10 protein-coding genes and 1 pseudogene are annotated in these 18,476 nt (G+C 40.1%); 4 read left to right on the top strand and 7 right to left on the bottom strand.

All coding sequences use genetic code 11. From position 1 onward, the window contains the following. Positions 1-5: 5 nt before the first annotated feature. The 6 genes from G4420_RS14845 to G4420_RS14820 all read right to left on the bottom strand — a co-directional run bounded on the left by G4420_RS14845 (position 6) and on the right by G4420_RS14820 (position 9,739). Positions 6-1,457 (bottom strand): glycoside hydrolase family 30 protein, encoded by a 1,452-nt coding sequence (locus G4420_RS14845; protein ID WP_204273704.1) that lies wholly within the window; start codon positions 1,455-1,457, stop codon positions 6-8. Between the two features lie 29 nt (positions 1,458-1,486). Further along, positions 1,487-2,902, bottom strand: a complete 1,416-nt coding sequence (locus tag G4420_RS14840; protein ID WP_163324713.1) for an arylsulfatase — start codon at positions 2,900-2,902, stop codon at positions 1,487-1,489. 77 nt (positions 2,903-2,979) lie between these two features. Continuing rightward, the gene (locus G4420_RS14835; protein ID WP_163324712.1) at positions 2,980-4,569 is read right to left on the bottom strand and encodes a RagB/SusD family nutrient uptake outer membrane protein; all 1,590 of its coding nucleotides are present in this window, start codon (positions 4,567-4,569) and stop codon (positions 2,980-2,982) included. An 18-nt stretch (positions 4,570-4,587) separates the two neighbouring features. Beyond that, positions 4,588-7,896 carry a TonB-dependent receptor gene (locus G4420_RS14830; RefSeq protein WP_163324711.1) on the bottom strand — a complete coding sequence of 1,103 codons (3,309 nt, stop codon included), beginning with the start codon at positions 7,894-7,896 and terminating at the stop codon, positions 4,588-4,590. A gap of 185 nt (positions 7,897-8,081) precedes the next feature. Then, positions 8,082-9,116, bottom strand: a complete 1,035-nt coding sequence (locus G4420_RS14825; protein ID WP_163324710.1) for a FecR family protein — start codon at positions 9,114-9,116, stop codon at positions 8,082-8,084. A 62-nt stretch (positions 9,117-9,178) separates the two neighbouring features. Then, entirely contained in the window at positions 9,179-9,739 is a 561-nt protein-coding gene (locus tag G4420_RS14820) for an RNA polymerase sigma-70 factor (RefSeq protein WP_163324709.1), read from the bottom strand. A gap of 233 nt (positions 9,740-9,972) precedes the next feature. Here G4420_RS14820 and G4420_RS14815 point away from each other — a divergent pair. After that, positions 9,973-10,656, top strand: a pseudogene (locus tag G4420_RS14815) (IS6 family transposase). A 186-nt stretch (positions 10,657-10,842) separates the two neighbouring features. Here the strand turns inward: G4420_RS14815 and G4420_RS14810 are convergent. Next, positions 10,843-11,550, bottom strand: a complete 708-nt coding sequence (locus G4420_RS14810) for a FadR/GntR family transcriptional regulator (protein ID WP_163324708.1) — start codon at positions 11,548-11,550, stop codon at positions 10,843-10,845. A 224-nt stretch (positions 11,551-11,774) separates the two neighbouring features. Between G4420_RS14810 and G4420_RS14805 the strand changes: the two genes are divergently transcribed. The 3 genes from G4420_RS14805 (at position 11,775) to G4420_RS14795 (ending at position 18,470) form a co-directional block, all read left to right on the top strand. Beyond that, positions 11,775-15,125 carry a SusC/RagA family TonB-linked outer membrane protein gene (locus G4420_RS14805; protein WP_163324707.1) on the top strand — a complete coding sequence of 1,117 codons (3,351 nt, stop codon included), beginning with the start codon at positions 11,775-11,777 and terminating at the stop codon, positions 15,123-15,125. Between the two features lie 27 nt (positions 15,126-15,152). Beyond that, positions 15,153-16,718, top strand: coding sequence for a RagB/SusD family nutrient uptake outer membrane protein (locus tag G4420_RS14800; protein ID WP_163324706.1), 1,566 nt, complete (start codon positions 15,153-15,155; stop codon positions 16,716-16,718). Between the two features lie 120 nt (positions 16,719-16,838). Continuing rightward, positions 16,839-18,470 carry a sialidase family protein gene (locus tag G4420_RS14795; RefSeq protein WP_163324705.1) on the top strand — a complete coding sequence of 544 codons (1,632 nt, stop codon included), beginning with the start codon at positions 16,839-16,841 and terminating at the stop codon, positions 18,468-18,470. The last annotated feature ends 6 nt before the right edge of the window (positions 18,471-18,476 follow it).

Raw genomic sequence — 18,476 nt, 5'->3', positions numbered from 1 at the left:
AAGAGCTAATAATCTGCTTGAATTAGAAATGTAGTTAATGAGAATTTTGGAGCAGAATAGCTTAGTACGTCCTTTGCTTTTACGGGAGCAACTTTTTGGCAGTTCTCGGTTTCGCTTGTTCTGAATACTTCTGAAATTCGTTTGATTTTCTGATTCCCTGTAAATTTCATGTTCACAGGTTTCGCGCTATCCGTTGTATTTAAAACGGCCACTACAATTTCCTTTTTATCCGGACTTTGTGCTGCCAATATCGCATTGTTGTCGGTTTCCAAAATTTGGTATCCCTGTTTGAAAAACCGGGTAATCTGCATACGTACATACAAATTTTTCAGAAGCTCGTATTCTTCTGTTTCAAAGTTGCATTTTACCAATCCCCACACATCGTTATTCTCCTCCATCAACTGCCAGTCGAGCCAGGCCTGAGGTTCCATAATTCGCAAATCATCAAACATTTTTTGGGCAAGCAGCAAATTATTTTCAAGCCCCCTTGCCGGTCGGGGTAATCCCATTGGCCCAGTTTCCGATTGCCAAAATTCTTTTCCCGAAGCTTTAACCAGTTCTCTCGCTATTTCCCTTTCCTTGTTTGTTCCGCCATAAGTGTGCGTGTTTAACTGCTTTATTTTATCCAGAATATCACCGGCTTCCATATAACTTTTAACTACCCTGTTAAACGATTTCACATTGGTTTCATCGGAAGCTGAAATGGCAGTTTCCAAACCCGACTTTTGCAATTTCGGATACAATATCCTGATGATCTCCATCTGTGTTTCAGGTTCGAAATGGCAGCCTTCCTGGCTTCCCAGATAGTTCCAGTACGCTGATGTTGATTCGTTAAAAGGCTCCAGTGTTTTAAACTCAATACCGTATTTTTCTTTGTAATGTATGCACACATCAAGCAGGTAATCGCAAAACATTTCATAAAACTCTGGGCGAAGGTTATCGTCGGCAGCATTTACATTTCCTGCCGAACAACCGCTGTAGGTCATCCAGTACGGCGGTGAATTTGAAAAAGCCTCAAAAACTGCATCATGACGTTTAGCCTTAATCTTTAACATGATATTTCGTTGAGCTTCATCCGCCTCCCAATTGTAAGGCGATTGGGCCGAAGCTTTAAAACCTTCCATTTCGGCCCGTTTCCCTTTTCCTTTTACCATGTGCCCGCCTGCGTGCGACGGATCGTCTCCTCCACCTATATTGTACCTGAAAATGTTCATATTTAAACCTTCGGGGGAGGTAAACAAGTCAATCATGCTATCCACCAGGGGTTCGTTCCAGCTTCCAACCTGTCCTGCCCACCAACACAATGAACTCCCCCAGCCTTCAATCGTTTGTTTGGTTTTTTCAGTAGAAATCTCCACCTCCTGCATTTCATCCCTTTCTTTATTTACCTGAGCAGGAATAGCCTGAATATCAAATAAAAAGCACAAAAGCAGCAGGTTTAAAACAGCATATTTCATAAGTTAAGGTTTAATTGAACAGATCAAATTTATTTTTCGGTCTTAAATTTATATATTTCACTGGTTTCGTGACTATTAAAAAGCGTTTCTTTTAAATCAGAAACCTTATCGGGATACTGATCCAATACATTAAAACACTCTCCCGGATCGTGTGTTAAGTTGTACAATTCATAAGATTCCTGTTCAGGTTTATTTACATTTAATCGGATTAATTTCCAGTTGTCCTTTAGTACCGCTTGTTTGCCGCCCTGCTCATGAAATTCCCAATACAGGTAATCATGCTTTTTTTGTTTTGTTTCGCCTGTAATAGCAGGAAGAAATGAAATACCATCAACTGCCTCCGGCACCTTAACATCGATTAAATCGCACATGGTTGGCAAAAAATCCCAGAAAGCAGAGACATGATAAGAAACAGAGCCCGCTTTTACTTTAGCCGGCCAGTGTACAATAAACGGAGCACGGATTCCTCCGTCGTACAAATCACGTTTCCACCCACGGAACGGACCATTGCTATCGAAATGGTTGGGCAAATGTCCGCCTTCTTTGTGGTTACCATTATCGGATGTAAATATCACCAATGTATTCTCCAAAATACCCATTTCATCCAGTAAATCCATTATTCGTTGTACATCTTTATCCAGCAGACTAACCATTGCGGCATAAACGGCCTTTGGTTTTTGCTGTGCAATATAATGCTGTCCATCGGGATGTGGAATTTCGTGAAATTTACCATCGTACTCTCCAATTAATTCTTCAGGTATATCAATATCGGCATGCGGAATTGTTGGTGTCAGGTAAAGAAAAAAGGGTTTATCAGCACTTCTGTCGATAAACTCAAGTGCTTTATCCATAATTAAAGAGTGACTGTACACTTCTTTCTTCAACTTGATTTTTTCTTCATTTTCATACAGAAACTCGGGATAATACCGGTGAGCATTACCTTGTCCCAGGTAACCAAAAAAGTAATCAAATCCCTGTTTGTTAGGGTGTCCTTCTGATTCCGGACCACCAAGCCCCCACTTGCCTACGCAGGCTGTTTGGTAGTTTTTTTGTTTCATCAGTTCAGCAACAGTAATTTCATTGCCGGCCAAGGGATAATCATATTTTACACCATCACTTGCTGTTACACCTTTGTTGCCGCGAACAAAGGAATGCCCCGTATGTTTTCCGGTCATGATGGTACACCGTGACGGAGCACAAACTGTACTACCTGAATAGTGTTGCGTAAACACCATACCGTTTTTGGCAAGTGCATCAATTGCCGGTGTTTTTATCACATCCTGCCCATATACACCAACATCCCCAATACCAAGATCGTCGGCCATAATATAGATCACGTTTACAGGTGTATTGTTTTGGGCTGAGGCTACTTCGCTGTTCAGACATGAAAAACCAAGAATAAAGCTAAATACGATTAGTAATTTTTGAACCATTTTCTTCTTCATTTTATTATTATCAACTTATCAGTAAGTAAGAAAAACAGGCCCTGATTAAGGGCCTGTTAAAAACTAACTAAACCTAACTATCGGTATCCATTGTTTGTTGGATCAGTTTCCAACAATACGGGATTTAATTGGATTTCAAGCAAAGGTATTGGATACAATACATGCTTTGGTTGAATATTATTAGCCGGATTGTTCCAGCTGCGGTGTTCAACCGATTTTACAACATCAAGTAAAATACCCCAGCGAATAAGATCCATACGACGGTGCCCTTCAGCACACAATTCAAATTTTCTTTCGTCATACATCGCCAAACGAAACTCCTCCTGAGACATTCCGCTCCAGGGCTGATCGGGATCAAATGCCCGCTCCCGCACTTTATTCACATATTGATAGGCATTGTCCGGGCCATTTAGCTCATTCTCTGCCTCGGCTGCCATCAAATAAGCATCAGCCATACGAAATACGATGTAGTTTTCGGGATGGTTGCCCCGAAGGGAGTTTTCCTGATCGAGATTCCAGTTTTTTCTGAAGTATGGGAATTTCAATTTCCATCCAATGTATTCAGTTACAATAGTCGCATCATAGCGTAAATCACCGTCCTGCCAGTTTTCGCGTCTTGCCAGTTCGGGTAAAGGAACCGACCACCCGTAACCTGTCATATCTTCGTTTTGGGCTTGCAGCAAACTTTGAAAATATTCCCAGTTTTTCATCTGCGTACCATTCGGTTTTAAAACCGGATTACCATTTTCATCAACAGCATTTGCACCCCGGTTAGCGGGTTCGTCACGGATTCTGGGATTATAATCATCCGTACGTGTAGTATTTCCTTCACCAAATGCAGGATCTGCCGTAAAATCAACAACAAAAATATATTCATCATTATACTGATCTGCGGGATCGGTCTGATCAAACACATCGGCGAAGTTATCCAGTAAGCGGTGTGGCGAATTATCTATTATTGATTTACATTCGGTTAAACAATTCTGCCATTCCTGGTCGAATAAATGGTATTTGGCTTTTAACATGGTGGCCGCCCATTTTGTAGCACGCCCAAGGTCAGATCCAGCATACGAACCAGGTAGAAGGGTGATTGCTCTTGCGAGATCTTCTTTCATATCGGCCCTGATCTGGCCTTTTGGACTACGGGTAATGGTTGAAAGCTCTTCATTACTTGGCAGCTCTCTGAAATACGGAACATCGCCCCAAATATTTGTTAAATGGTAATAACACAAAGCCCGCATAAAAAGGATTTCGCCAACCGCCTGATTACGTGCCGATTCCGACAAATTTTCATTCCCATCGACATTTTCAAGAAACAGCGATGAGTTACGTGCTAATTCATATAATGTATTCCAGGTACCGTATCCGTCAGCAACGCCTTCTGCGAACAAATAATTATGTACTTCTCCATTCACATTTCGGCTAGCAGCTACCACATCAGCTCCATGTGTATAAAAATTATCGAGTCCGCGTTGACGATAAAGATTATTATTATGCAGTAAACGATACAAACCGTTAACAGCCAACTGAGCTTCGGCATCGTTGTTAAAAAAGTTATCAGTAGTAATTCCGCTACGGAATTCTTCTTCCAGGAAACTGTCGCAACTGCTGAATAGCAGCAAGCCCACCAGAAAGACACTTAATAATATTTTAGATATATTCTTCATTTGTTTAAGTTTTTACGGTTAAAAATCGATTTTTACACCTACTGTATAAGTTCTCGCATAAGGATACTGGCCCGTTGCTACACCCTGAGAGAGGTTATTGCTGCCATAGTTACTAACTTCCGGATCGCCAAGCGTCCAGTTAGTGATCAACAACAGGTTATTACCTGCAACATAAACATTAAAACGGCTAAACAAATTATCGATTCCAAGCTTTTTAACCGGAAGATTATAGCCCAGCGACATTGATTTCAAACGAATGAACGAGGCATCTTCAATTAATGCGGTACTGTTAGGATTAAACAAACTTGTTGAAGTACCGGCCCGGGGAACATCAGATGTTTCATTCAAACCTTCAACCCAACGATTTGCAACATCGGGAACCAATACCTGATCGCCACGACCAAACCATCCAACATGTGTTAGCAAGTTGTACATTTCATTCCCGTATGAATACTGAAAGAAACAGTCGAAAGTAAATCCTTTATAGTTGAGTGTATTTCGTAATCCGCCGTAAAAATCAGGCTGCGGACTACCGATCGGCAATTTATCTTCATCGTTAATCACCGAGTTTCCATCTATATCAACATAACGCGGACCTCCGAGAAAAGATACTCCAACGCGGCCATCGTCAATAATTTCCTGTTCTGTTTTATAGGTTCCCAGGTAAGTTGCACCAACAAACACAGGTGCCGGTTCGCCTGGAATCAAGCGCAATCCTGCCCCTCCCTGGTTACTCGGCTGGTTTAAGTTTATATAATCGTCTCCGCCAAGGTCGAGAACCTTATTTCGGTTAGCAGAAAGTGTAAAAGTTGTTTCCCAACTAAAATCAGATTTCGAAATGTTTACTGAATGAACACTAAACTCCAGTCCCTTATTTTCGATCGATCCAACATTTTGCAACTGCGACCCACCGGCTGTTCCGGGTAAATCACGCGCCAGCAGCAGATCTTCGGTTGTTTTTTTATACAGGTCGACTTCGAAGCCAAAGCGGTTATTCAAAAATCCCATTTCAACACCAAAATCCCATTGTTTTGTTGTTTCCCAGGTTAGATCTTTACTAGGCAAACCACCAATAAGCACTGCAGGTACTAATGTTTCGTTAAAATAGGTTGCCGAACTGTTGAATTTAGCCAAGGAATTATATGGATTAACCCCTTGTTCTCCAACAATACCATAACTTCCTCTTAGTTTCAACATGGAAATGGATCCAAAATCCTCCATAAACTGCTCTTTATAAACGTTCCACGCAACACCAACTGACGGAAAGAAGGCATATTTATTCCCGTTTTCAAAAACAGAAGAACCATCACGTCGTCCCACCAAGGTTAACAGGTATTTTCCTTTATAACCATAGTTAATACGACTAAGCATTGAAACAAAAGTACGTTGGTTGTAACCCGATCCTACCTGGTTTAACAGCGGATCTGAACCAAAGCTAAGATTGTTAAACTCCAGAACATCATTTGGGAATCCCTCGGCTGCAGTACTAACTGATTCGTTTGAAATTTTTTGCATGGTAAAACCACCCAGAACTTTAATATTGTGATCTCCCAAATCTAAATTGTAGGTTACCGTATTTTCATTCAAAATACTTTGTTTCTGGTTGGTATCGATACTGGCATATCCGCCAACTCCCTGGGCTGAACGCTCGGGCAGTGCTCCGGGATTGTATACATTACCTTTAAAGTAATTTAATTCAACACCAACAGAGCTACGAAATACCAGGTCCTTAAGCGGCTTAAATTCCAGGTATGCGTTTGATATAATATTTGTTACCAAATCGTGATTAACAAGCATTTGAATATCCGCTTCAGGGTTACGCTGTAATGACCCACTAACAGGATTGGTTGAAGTAAAACTTCCGTCTTCCGTATATACCTCACGAATAGGAAGTACTGCCGTAACAATCTGACTATATGCAACTTTATTGTTCTCCTTTTTAAACTTCGAAATGTTTAAACGAACACCCGTTGTAAATTTATCAGACAAATTAAAATCCAGGTTGGTACGTAATGAAAAACGCTCAATACCTGAAGCTCTTACAACTCCTTCCTGATCAAAATGATTAAAAGAAATATAATAATTGGCCTTATCGGCATTACCGGTAATTGATACGTCGGTATTATTAATTAATCCGTTTTGAGATACCAGGTCAATCCAGTCGGTATACGGTGCCGATGCCGGATCATCGAAGATCAGTGGCAAGGATGAATCAGTATATCCATAACCATCGGGTCCGGGGACAAACTGTGCTTCTTCATTACGATATTCAGCATACAGTTTTGAGTCGGCCAGCTCAATTCGGTTTGCTGTTTGCTGATAACTCAGGTATTGGTTCACACTAACCTGAGTTTTACCCTTTGCAAGGTTTTTACCATTTTTCGAGGTAATTAAAATTACTCCGGAAGCTCCCCTTGTACCATAAATAGCAAGTGCAGTTGCATCTTTCAGCACTTCAATCGATTCAATGTCGTTAACGTTAAGGTTGTTTAGGTTAAAATCTGTTCCGGCAATAAATCCGTCAATTACATATAACGGGTTGTTATTACCGTTAATCGAACTGGTTCCCCTAATACGAATGACTGCATTACCTCCCGGAACACCACTGGTAGAGGTAACCTCAACACCTGCAGCACGCCCCTGCAGAGCCTGATCGACACGAACTGTTGGCTGATTTTCAATAATTTCGGCTTTTACCTGTGCTACAGATGATACCAGATCTTCTTTCTTGGTAGTACCGTATCCAATGGCTACTACCTCTTCAATACCGATATAATCCTGTATCATCGTTACATTAAATTCCTCCTTACCATCAATACTGACTTCCTGAGTCATCATTCCAATAAATGAGAAAACAAGTACCTCTGCATCATCAGGCATTATCATCGAATAATTGCCATCAATATCAGAAATTGTTCCCTGGGTTGTACCTTGAAAAACAATTGTAACACCCGGCAAGGGTTCACCATTCTCATCTCTCACAGTACCCTTTATTTGCTTATTTTGTTCGCCATCCGAATTCAATTCGGAGTTTGACAAAACAATCTGCCGATCAACAATGGTATACTCCACAGGTGTTCCATTGAAAATCACATCAAGTACCTCCTCAATTTTTTTACTTTGAAGGCTTACATTTATTTTACGTTCAACATCAACAATTTTGCTGTTGTACAAAAAATAAAATTCGGTTTCGCTTTCAATTTGTGTTAATACTTCGCGAACGGTTGAGTTAGAAACCTCAAGGCTTAGTTTTGTTACCTGAGAATAGCTATCAACAGCAAATCCCTGAATAACAGCGAGGAAAAAGACATACAATGTTAACCTCATACACAAAAAAGTTTTAGTAGCCCATAGCTTTTTCAGCCCGGGCCAATTCATTCCAAATTTTTTCATAAGTTTACTTCGCTTTTGAATTAATAATATTTATTAGTTCCCCTTTATCTTTGGCCAAAAAGACAAAGGGAAAGTACAATGGGAAGCGGGCCAACGCTTCCCTTTGTTTTATATGTTAGTTATTTTTCGATGATCTCAATCTCCATTTTGCTAAAGGTATTATCGGCTTTGCGTTTTCTATTTTTAATTCTATAATCAATTGGTGCAGAAAGTTTTAGCAAATCAAGCACCTGAATCAGGGTTTCGTCTTCAAATGTGGCGGTGTATACATAGTCCTCAAGGTAAACGCCACTTATATCAATATCAACATTGTACCAACGATTAAGTCGTCGTACAACGTCTTCCATAGAATCGTCGCGAAACATTAATACTCCATTTTTCCAGGCAATGTATTTGGCCACATCAACCTGTTCTACAAAAAGTTTGTTATCACTACCCGCAAGCGTTGCTTTATCACCGGGTTTTAATGCCTGAATTACACTGCGTTGCCCGGAAGCGGTACATTGACAAAGGTTAACACTGCCTTCAACCAAAACGACTTCAACGAGTTGTTCATCCGTGTAATTTGAGGCTTTAAATTCTGTACCTGTTACTTCCACTACAATTTTTCCGGTGTTAACAAGAAAGGGCTTCTCGTCATTTTTCGCCACGTCAAAATAGGCTTCTCCCTGAAGCTCTACTTCCCTTGTATTGCCCGAAAAAGCAAGTGGGTAGCGCAAGCTTGTATTTGAATTTAAGAATACGTACGTTCCATCGGGTAATTCGAATTGCGATCGCATTCCGGCTTCAGTTTTTAGGGTATACCACTGTTGGGTTTCCGGTGTGATATCCGGTTCCTGCAAGTAGAAATAGATACTGGCGAACAACAGCGGCAGAATTAGTACCGCTGCAACTCTTTTAAAAATCTCTACAAAGCCGGTTTTTGTGGTACTATGTATTCGTTTATGAACCTTTTGAAGTGCCTGAACGGCATCATACTTTTGCATGCTCCGAAGACGCTCTGTTTGCTGCCATACTTTTTCAAACTCGTTAAAAGATTTTGCATTTTCATCTGAAGCATCTATCCAGTCTGATACTTTTTGTTTTTCTTCTCGGCTAAGTGAGTCTTCAAACCAGCCCGGAAGTAATTCTTCGATATATTGTTCTCTGCTCATTTTGATTTAATGACGAGCAGGAACCTAAACACACATATTTATTTTGAAAGAAATTTAGTTTTCTATAAAAATGGAAGCAGCACAACAGGGAGATATGGCTTCAGGTCTTTACGCAAAGCCTTTAGTGCATTTGTAATCTGGAGTTCGACGGTGCGTTTCGAAAGCCCTAATTTATCGGCAATCTCCTGATTTTTTAATCCATCAAAACGACTCATCACAAATATTTCCCGACAGCGGGGAGCCAGCTTAGTAATACTATTCTCAATTATGTCGCGAAGTTCTGATTCTACCAACCAATTTTCAGGAGTAGACTCATCAACATCTCCTTTTCCATGGTTCAACCGGGCTGAACGTGATTTAACATTCTGATGTTTTAAGAAGTCTAAACACCGGTTGCGTACCGCTGTAAACAGATAGCTTTTTAACGAGCCATTTACTAAAATCTTTTTTGAATTAATCCAGATTTTAACAAACAATTCCTGTACAATATCTTCGGCAACTTCTTCTTCCCTAACAATCGTCTCGGCATAAGCACATAAACCACTGTAATAGTATTGAAACAAGAAGTCGAAAACAATCTTATTCTGTTCGTTAAGACCTTTTTTTAAGAATAGATCATCCACGCAATTAGCTCGTTAGTTAGTGTAATCTTACAAATATTAATAAAATACTACACTTCTTGTATGACAAGCAAAATTATTTTTCAAGAAGTTGGACAATTGTCTGATTCCCCCATTTTATTTAATACACAAAACAATGGTTCAGCCGATATTATGCTTCTCAGCGCACCAAGTATTGTAACCAGTTGTCTGGAACCTCACAATCTGACCACAAAAATCGATATGAAGTCCCATTAATTTTACCGCTCAATTTTTATTACACGTTCAAGCACCACCGATATCCCAAGGCAGTAATCCTTCAAGCTGTTTATTTCAAGTTAAGATTCACTTTAAGCTATCGAGATGTGGAAGAATTGCTTTTAATAAGAGGCGTAAAGGTTAATCATTCTACTATTCAGAGATGGGTATATAAGTTCTCTCCAATCATTGAAGTTAACATGCAAAAGGAAACGGCAATTTTGTAATAGCTGGAGAATGGATGAAACTTACATTAAAGTAGGTGGCAAAGATTGTTTTCTTTATAGAGCTGTGGATAAACATGGAAATACAATTGATTTCTTGTTGACCAAAAGGAGGATGAAAGGATCTGCACCGAAGTTTTTTAATAAAGCTAATCGTAATAATGGAAAACCTCGAGTTATAAATATCGATAAGAGCGGTGCAATTAAAGAAGGTGTTAAAACCTTTAACAAGCGAAATTTTGAAAATATGAAATGGAGGCATTGTAAATATTTAAACAACATTGTGGAACAGGATCATCGCAATGTCAAACGAAAAATCAATATTACTGCAGGTTCAAGGAGTTTGATTCTGCCCAGCGAACTTTGGCTGGAATTGAAATAATAAATCTCATTAGAAAGAATCAGATTATTGATTCTAAATCCACAACGTTTAAAACATTATATTCTTTGGCTTCATAACTTATCATAAAATATAATTTTTAAAATAGTGCTGGATTAATGCGACAGAACCATAATAATCAGTATAAATAAACTGAATATTAATTGAACTGCATGACTATGCATTGTATTCATAGTCTAATCGTTACCCCCCTTTTCACAACGGGCTGATAAGCTAAATATTTAGAAATTTAAGAAGAAATATTTCTATTCAAATAGTCGGTTAAAATGATTGTCCAGGTGTTTGCGCATGCCTTCTCTGAATTTTTTTGGCGTTCCGTTTTTAAGAATCTCTACCAGTTGTTTGTGCGAAACATATTTTTTCTTTTTTACTGGTCTGTTCATCAATCCACTATCATAAGCAAAGTTAAAAACAGGAAGCAAAATAGTTTGGAAACTCATTAACGTGTAATTATTTGTTATTTCATAGAGCTTACCATGAAATTTAATTTCGTGATCAATATCAAATAATACATCTCCTGTCGCTTCAGGTTCAGAGTTTGTAATATTCTCAAGTTCCTGAATATCTGCATCAGTAATATTATTAAAAATAGAATCTGCCATTCCTATCTCAAGAATCAACCTAATCTCAAATATATTCTTAAGAGTTTCGTCATCAAGCACTTTGGGAATCATCGATTTTTGTAGAATCTGTGCAAGGTTCGGGCTTGTTAACACTGTCCCTTTATGTTTGATCGAATCTACCAGTCCCATCGCCTTTAGTCTGGTTAACGATTCCCGAATCACCGTTCGACTTACGCCCATAGCATTCGCAAGCTCTAATTCTTTTGGGATCATATCGCCGGTCTTCAAACCTTTATTAATAAAAATCTCCAGCATTTGCATTTCCACGCGATCAACCAAGCTGCTTGTATCGACTGTCTGTATCTGATTTATCAAGTTATTTTCTGCCATATTGTAAGTATAACACTATAAAAATTAAAAACATACAAATTTTATAAAACCTTTTGAAATAACAAACAAATATATATATTTGCCTGCATTATGTCATACATAAGGCAATTAAAATATAAGATTTGTGAAAGAAATTATTTAAAAAAGTTATTCGGACAGGGTGTTATTTTGTCAGCCCAAGGAATGATAAATAAATATGAATCAAACATTTAAAACAATCACTTATGAGAAAATCGACAAAGAGGGAGCTTAAGAAAAAAAGATTGCTCTTTAATTCTAAGGGAATTTTTCTTGCAATTCTGTGTTTCGCTTTTATTCAAATTCAAAGTTTTGCACAGACCAAAAACATTACAGGAAAAGTAACCGCTGAAAATGGCGAATCGTTGCCTGGTGTTTCAATTGTTCTAAAAGGAACTACAAATGGAACCATTACAAACATTGACGGGGAGTATCAACTCGCCACAGAAAGTGGCAATGTATTGGTATTCTCGTTTATTGGAATGCAGTCGCAGGAAATCACTATAAATGGAGAAACCACGATTGATGTGGTATTATCGGCGGCCACAGAAGCCTTGGATGAGGTTGTTGTAACCGGTTATGGTGGAAAACAAAAACGTTCGAAATTAACGAACTCCATTGCTACGGTAAAAGAGGAAACCTTTACTACCGGAACACATGCCAACCCGGCACAGGCACTTACCGGTGCGGTATCTGGATTGAAAGTTACCACCGTTTCGGGTAACCCCGGTGCTACTCCTTCAATCTATTTACGTGGTGGTACCAACTTCGACGGAACTGGTTCACCTCTGGTTTTAATTGATGGTCAGGTTGGAGCTTTTAACGACATCAATCCAAACGACATTGAGTCGATTGAAGTGCTAAAAGATGCTGGTGCAACAGCATTATACGGCGCCCGCGCCAATAATGGTGTAATTTTGATTACCACTAAAAAAGGTGGCGCTCCGGAAATAAAGCTGAGCGCAAAATATGGATTAAATTACCTGAACAATACCTATGATTTTTTTGGTGCCGAAGATTACCTGTATTGGGTAAGAACAGGTTATAGAAACGCTGCCCGAATGTATCAGGGAGCTGATGGTAGTTATTATGGATATGGAAGTGATGCCTCTCTAACCGCTGCTGCGCCTTATGGTTTAGGCAACCGTTATTTCGACGAGAATGGGAATCCATTGGACGGAAACAAAACATCATTGGCCGTTTACAGCCCGATGGTTTATTCTCAGGATTTGGCTTTTTTGTTGAATGAAGGCTGGCAAACTATGATTGATCCAGTAACCGGTCAGGAAATCATCTTTTCAGAATTTAATAAAGAAGATGCTGCATTTAATAATCCTGCATTGACGCAAGATTACAACATTAGTTTTAGTGGCAGCAACGACCGTGGAAAATACTATGCAGGGATTGGTTATTATGATGCCGAAGGACAACCGGTCAAAACCTGGTACAAAAGATTAAACTTTACCTTTAATGGCGAATATAAAATTCGTCCGTGGTTTACTTCAAACAGTAATTTCCAGTTTACCGATGCCAAATGGTACAATATCTCAACTACCAGTGAAAGTAACTATTTCGGACGTATTCAAAGTACCCCGCCAACTCAGCGCGAATACAATCCTGATGGTGAGTTAATTTTAGGAAACAACGTGGGCGATGGTAACCCGTTAGTTAATGTTGACAAACTGAAAAGAGATAACAACACCAATAAGTTTATTATGGGGCAGGGTTTCAAGCTTGATTTTCTACCCAATTTAAGCTTGAAAGTAAATGCTCACTGGTTGCTCGATCAAGGCTATTATGAGTCTTTCAATAAAGACTATTTATCAAGGCCAGGGGTTTGGAGCAGGAGCCGCAACTCATCGGCAAGCTATAGTAAGTCACTGAGTAAAACCTACAATGCGGTATTAAATTACGACATTACCAAAGGCAAACACACCGGAAATGCATTGGTGGGATACGAATATTACGATAAACAATGGAGAGGATTAAGCGCCAGCGGTAGTGGTGCACCAACCGACGATTTTAGCGATCTTGCACTTACTTCTACAGACGAAGGAAAACGTTCGATCGATACCAATCACGCTGAAGAAAGAATTCGATCTTATTTTGGGAGAGTGAATTACGATTATGCAGAAAAATACCTGATTTCGGGTACGTTCCGATACGATGGTTATTCGCGTTTGTTAGGCGATAACCGCTGGGGATTTTTCCCTGGTGTATCGGGTGGTTGGATTGTAAATAAAGAAGATTTTATGAAAGATTACAGTTCAGTTGTTTCTTTCTTAAAGTTAAGAGCCAGTTATGGTTTGAATGGTAACGTATCCGGAATTGGCGCCTATGAACTACAGGGTAGTTATGGTTCAACCAACTACAATAACCAGGTTGGTTATGCTGTTGGCAGCATTGCAAACCCCGGATTATTGTGGGAGCGTACAAAAACAGGTGAGTTTGGTATGGATATTAGTTTTCTTGAAAACAAAATCAATGCGAACTTTACTTACTATAATCGTTTAACTTTAGATAAATATGCAAACATCCCGTTACCTATATCTTCAGGGATCAGTTCTATCCGGTCAAACAACGGAGAGTACAGAAACAAAGGATTAGAAGTGGATATGTCTGTTAAAGCACTGCGTAAAGGAGACTGGAGCTGGGATGTTTCAGGTAATATTTCTTATGGCAAAAGTATTGTCGAAAAACTGCCTGATAATGGTCTTGAACGAAACCGACAGGGCGCTTTTCAGGTGTACGATGGAACAACAGGAAACCTGAAGTGGGTTGGTGGATACCAGGAAGGACAGCAACCAGGAGACTTGTACACATTTAAAGCACTGGGCGTGTTCAACGATTGGGATGAAGTAAATGCAGTTGCTGCCAATCGCAAAGACATAAGTTATGGTATATATAACTTGGGAAAAACCTTATACGGACCTGCAGCATGGGAAGCGCTGGGCGACAATAAAGGCACTGCACTACCAATAAAACCTGGCGATATGAACTGGCAGGATGTAAACGAAGACGGCGTTATCGACAACTTCGACATGGTTAAAATGGGAAACACACGCCCGAAATGGTTTGGTGGACTTACTTCAACCCTGTCGTACAAAGGATTTAAGTTTTATGCAAGGATGGATTATGCACTTGGCTTTGTCCAGTTGGATGATCAGACAATGTGGTTTATGGGAATGGGACAAGGTACATACAATACCGTTACTGCCACTAAAAACACCTGGACGCCCGAAAACCCAACAGCCGAATATGCCGAATACCGCTGGGCTGACCAGTTGGGATCTAACAACTATTTTCGCCGCTCATCACAATATGTCTACAAAGGCGATTATCTAGCCTTCAGGGAGGTGTCGTTGTCGTATTCGCTTCCAAAAACGCTGCTCGATGACATCGGAATGAAAGCCGTAACATTCTCGGTAACTGGCCAAAACCTAGGTTATTTAACAGCATCAAAGCTTAATAATCCTGAGAACTTTAGCTCAGGTGCTCAGTGGGCCGGATACTCTGTGCCACGAACCGTAATTTTTGGCGTAGACGTGAAGTTTTAAAAGACATTAATTTAAAATTGAAAAGAAATGAAAAAGCATATTGTAAAAATAAAGGTACTACTACTTTTTTTGGTTGCATTAGTGTCTTGCGATTCGCTTGATTTGGGGCCGCTCGACTACTACGGAAGTGAAAACTTCTGGCAAAACGAAGCGCAGGTTAATGGCTATATATTGGGTGTTCACAGCCAAATTCGCGGCCAACACTCAACAATGTGGTTGCTGGGAGAGTCCAGGGGTGGACTTCAAAAGTACGGCACAGGTTCTACCGGAGCTGCACTGAATAATTCAAGCCCGTTTAAAGATCAGGATTTTACGAAGGATAAAACCGGAATTAGCTCCTGGGGTGGATTTTATGGCCCTATCCTATCCATCAACCTTGGTATTTACCAATTGGAAAATGAAGTTGATTTTTTAAGCGATGACAGTAAAAGCTATTACCTGGGGCAGTTATACGGGTTAAGAGCATTTTTATACAGCTATTTGTATAAAACCTATGGTGGTGTACCCATTATCTCCGACCCGAAAGTGATGCAGGGCGAAAACACAGCTGAGCCTTTATACACCGAAAGAAGCACACCAAAAGCAGTGCTCGATTTTATCAAAAGCGACTTGTCGAAATCAGAAAACAATTTTGGATCAAATCTTGATATTAAAGACCAAAAAGGATCGTGGTCGAAATACGCCACGTTAATGTTAAAAGCAGATATTTATCTGTGGTCGGCAAAAGTTACAACCGGCGATCAATCTCCTGCTTCGGGCGATTTGGCAGTGGCCGAAAGTGCGCTAAACGAAGTAAAAGGAAAATTCTCGCTGCTCGATCAATATTCGTCTGTTTTTGATTACAATAACAAAGGAAACAACGAAATCATTTTCGCACTGCGTTTTCTCGAAACAGAGGCGACAACCTTTCATTCGCTGTTTAGATACCAGCTTAACACAATAGCTACCAAATACTTGGCAGATGGTTCGCAAGCAGTGGATCCACTTGAAACCAAAGGAAATGGTATTCTTCGTCACGAATACATCTGGCCATTCTTCGAAAGCTACGATGAGCTTGATTCGCGTAAATATTCCACTTTCCTTGATATTTATGATAAGGATGCTTCAACAGAAGAGTTAATAAATCCCGGATTAACAATGCGTAAATTCTTAGGCCTGATTAATGCCGATGGTAACCGTGTTTATTCCGACGATATTCCGGTTTACCGTTATGCCGATGTTTTGTTAATGCTGGCCGAAGTAGAAAATATGAAAGGCGGAAATCCTGCGCAATATATTAACATGGTGCGTGAAAGAGCTTATAGCGACAATTACAATCCGGCAGAACATGCTTATACCAATGGCGACTTTGCTACCAACGAACAGGCAATTCTGGCCGAACGCGACAAAGAATTTGTTTGCGAAGGCAAGCGTTGGTTCGATGTACGTCGTATGCAAGATGCTTCCGGAAATCCGTTAGTATTTTCCGATGCTGTTAATTATGGTAATCCAGCTGTATTAAGCACCGGAGAAGCACATAAATTGTTGTGGCCGGTTGACGTGAATACCTTAAATGTTGATCCGAAACTGGATCAAACACCAGGCTATGAATAATCGATTCGCATAGATTTAGTTTTGTTATGAAATCTAGTCAGGGGCAATTCTGCCCCTGATTTTAGATTTCCATAATTAACTGATAGTCTTTATCATTGTGATACAATAAATAAATTAATCATGAAAAACTACCTGCTTATTTTATTGGCCGTATTTGTAATTAACTTCACCGGCTGCACCACAAAAATTAAGTACGAATTAGAAGGAGTAACAAACACTACTGTCGAACAAAAAAAAGTTCCATTATTTGTTGACCGCGAAAATCCGGATGTTTTCCAAATACATCTCGATATTGAGCAGGGAAAAATTTATGACCTAAAAAGAATTACCTTAGTACTTAGTGAAAACAGTCAAGCTGAATTTTTAAACTCAGTTAATTCTGAATGGAGTGCAGCCCTACCCCAAGATACACTCACAACAAACTTTTCACAAACACACGTTCTTTCCAATAACACAATTGTGATTGAAGGTGATGCTACATTTACCAATGGAAGTCATTCCCTGGCTTTTCAGTTTCAAGTGAAAAACGATGCAGTATTAAGACAGCGTTTTTCAGTTGAAAAGGCCATTTTAACATTGGGGAAAAATCGCCTCGCAATCGAAGTGGAGCAACCCTTTGCTTTTCGTCCTGCAAAGGTAGTTCGCGCTGCTGGACAAGATAACTGCGATACTTACCGCATTCCTGGATTAATTACAACCGGCAAAGGAACTCTGATTGCCGTTTACGATAACCGCTACAACAATAGCAAAGATTTACAGGAAGACATTGATATTGGTATGAGCCGCAGTACCGATGGCGGACAAACCTGGGAACCTATGAAAGTAATTATGGACATGGGCGAATGGGGCGGTTTGCCTCAGGAGTTAAATGGCATTGGCGACCCCAGCGTGCTTTACGATCCCGTAAACCACACCATTTGGGTAGCCGCAGTGTGGATGCACGGATTTGACAAAAATCAAATGGGCTGGTGGGCTTCAAAACCCGGTATATCGCCAGAGAAAACCGGCCAGTTTATGCTGGTAAAAAGTACCGATGACGGACTCACCTGGTCGGAGCCAATTAATATTACCGAACAAATTAAAGACCCCGCCTGGCAGTACCTGCTGCAAGGACCCGGAAAAGGAATAACTCTTACAGATGGAACTTTGGTGTTCCCGGCACAGTTTAAAGCCGAGTTGGGCGAGAAAGCAATAGATGGCGGCCCTTACACACCACATTCTACTATAATATACAGCAAAGATGGTGGCGAAACATGGAGCATTGGAACAGGAGCCAAAACCAATACTACCGAAGCACAGGTGGTAGAGTTAAGCGACGGAAGTCTGATGCTGAACATGCGCGACGACCGTAACCGAAAAGATAAGTCGGAAACAAACGGTCGTGCCATTGCTATTACAAAAGACCTCGGCAAAACCTGGGAGATTCATCCTTCTTCGAATTCCGCTTTACAGGAACCTAATTGTATGGCCAGTTTAATTGCCAGCAAGCAGGAATTAAACGGTGAAACCAAACAGGTGCTGTTCTTTTCAAATCCAAATAATACGAATCAGCGTACCAACATGACCATCAAGGCCAGCCTGGATGAAGGGATGACCTGGCCCGAAGCGTACCAATTGGAATTGAATGAAACAGGTGGTTACGGTTATTCTTGCATGACCATGGTCGATGAAAATACAGTTGGTATTCTTTATGAAGGAGTAAAAGAACTTTACTTCCAAAGTATTCCAGTTACTGAAATCATCCGACAGTAAAATGTA

Source organism: Draconibacterium mangrovi, assembly GCF_010586825.1.
GTDB classification, from domain to species: Bacteria; Bacteroidota; Bacteroidia; order Bacteroidales; family Prolixibacteraceae; genus Draconibacterium; species Draconibacterium mangrovi.
The sequence above is the reverse complement of the archived record's forward strand: the minus strand, read 5'-3'. Positions and strand labels throughout refer to the sequence as shown.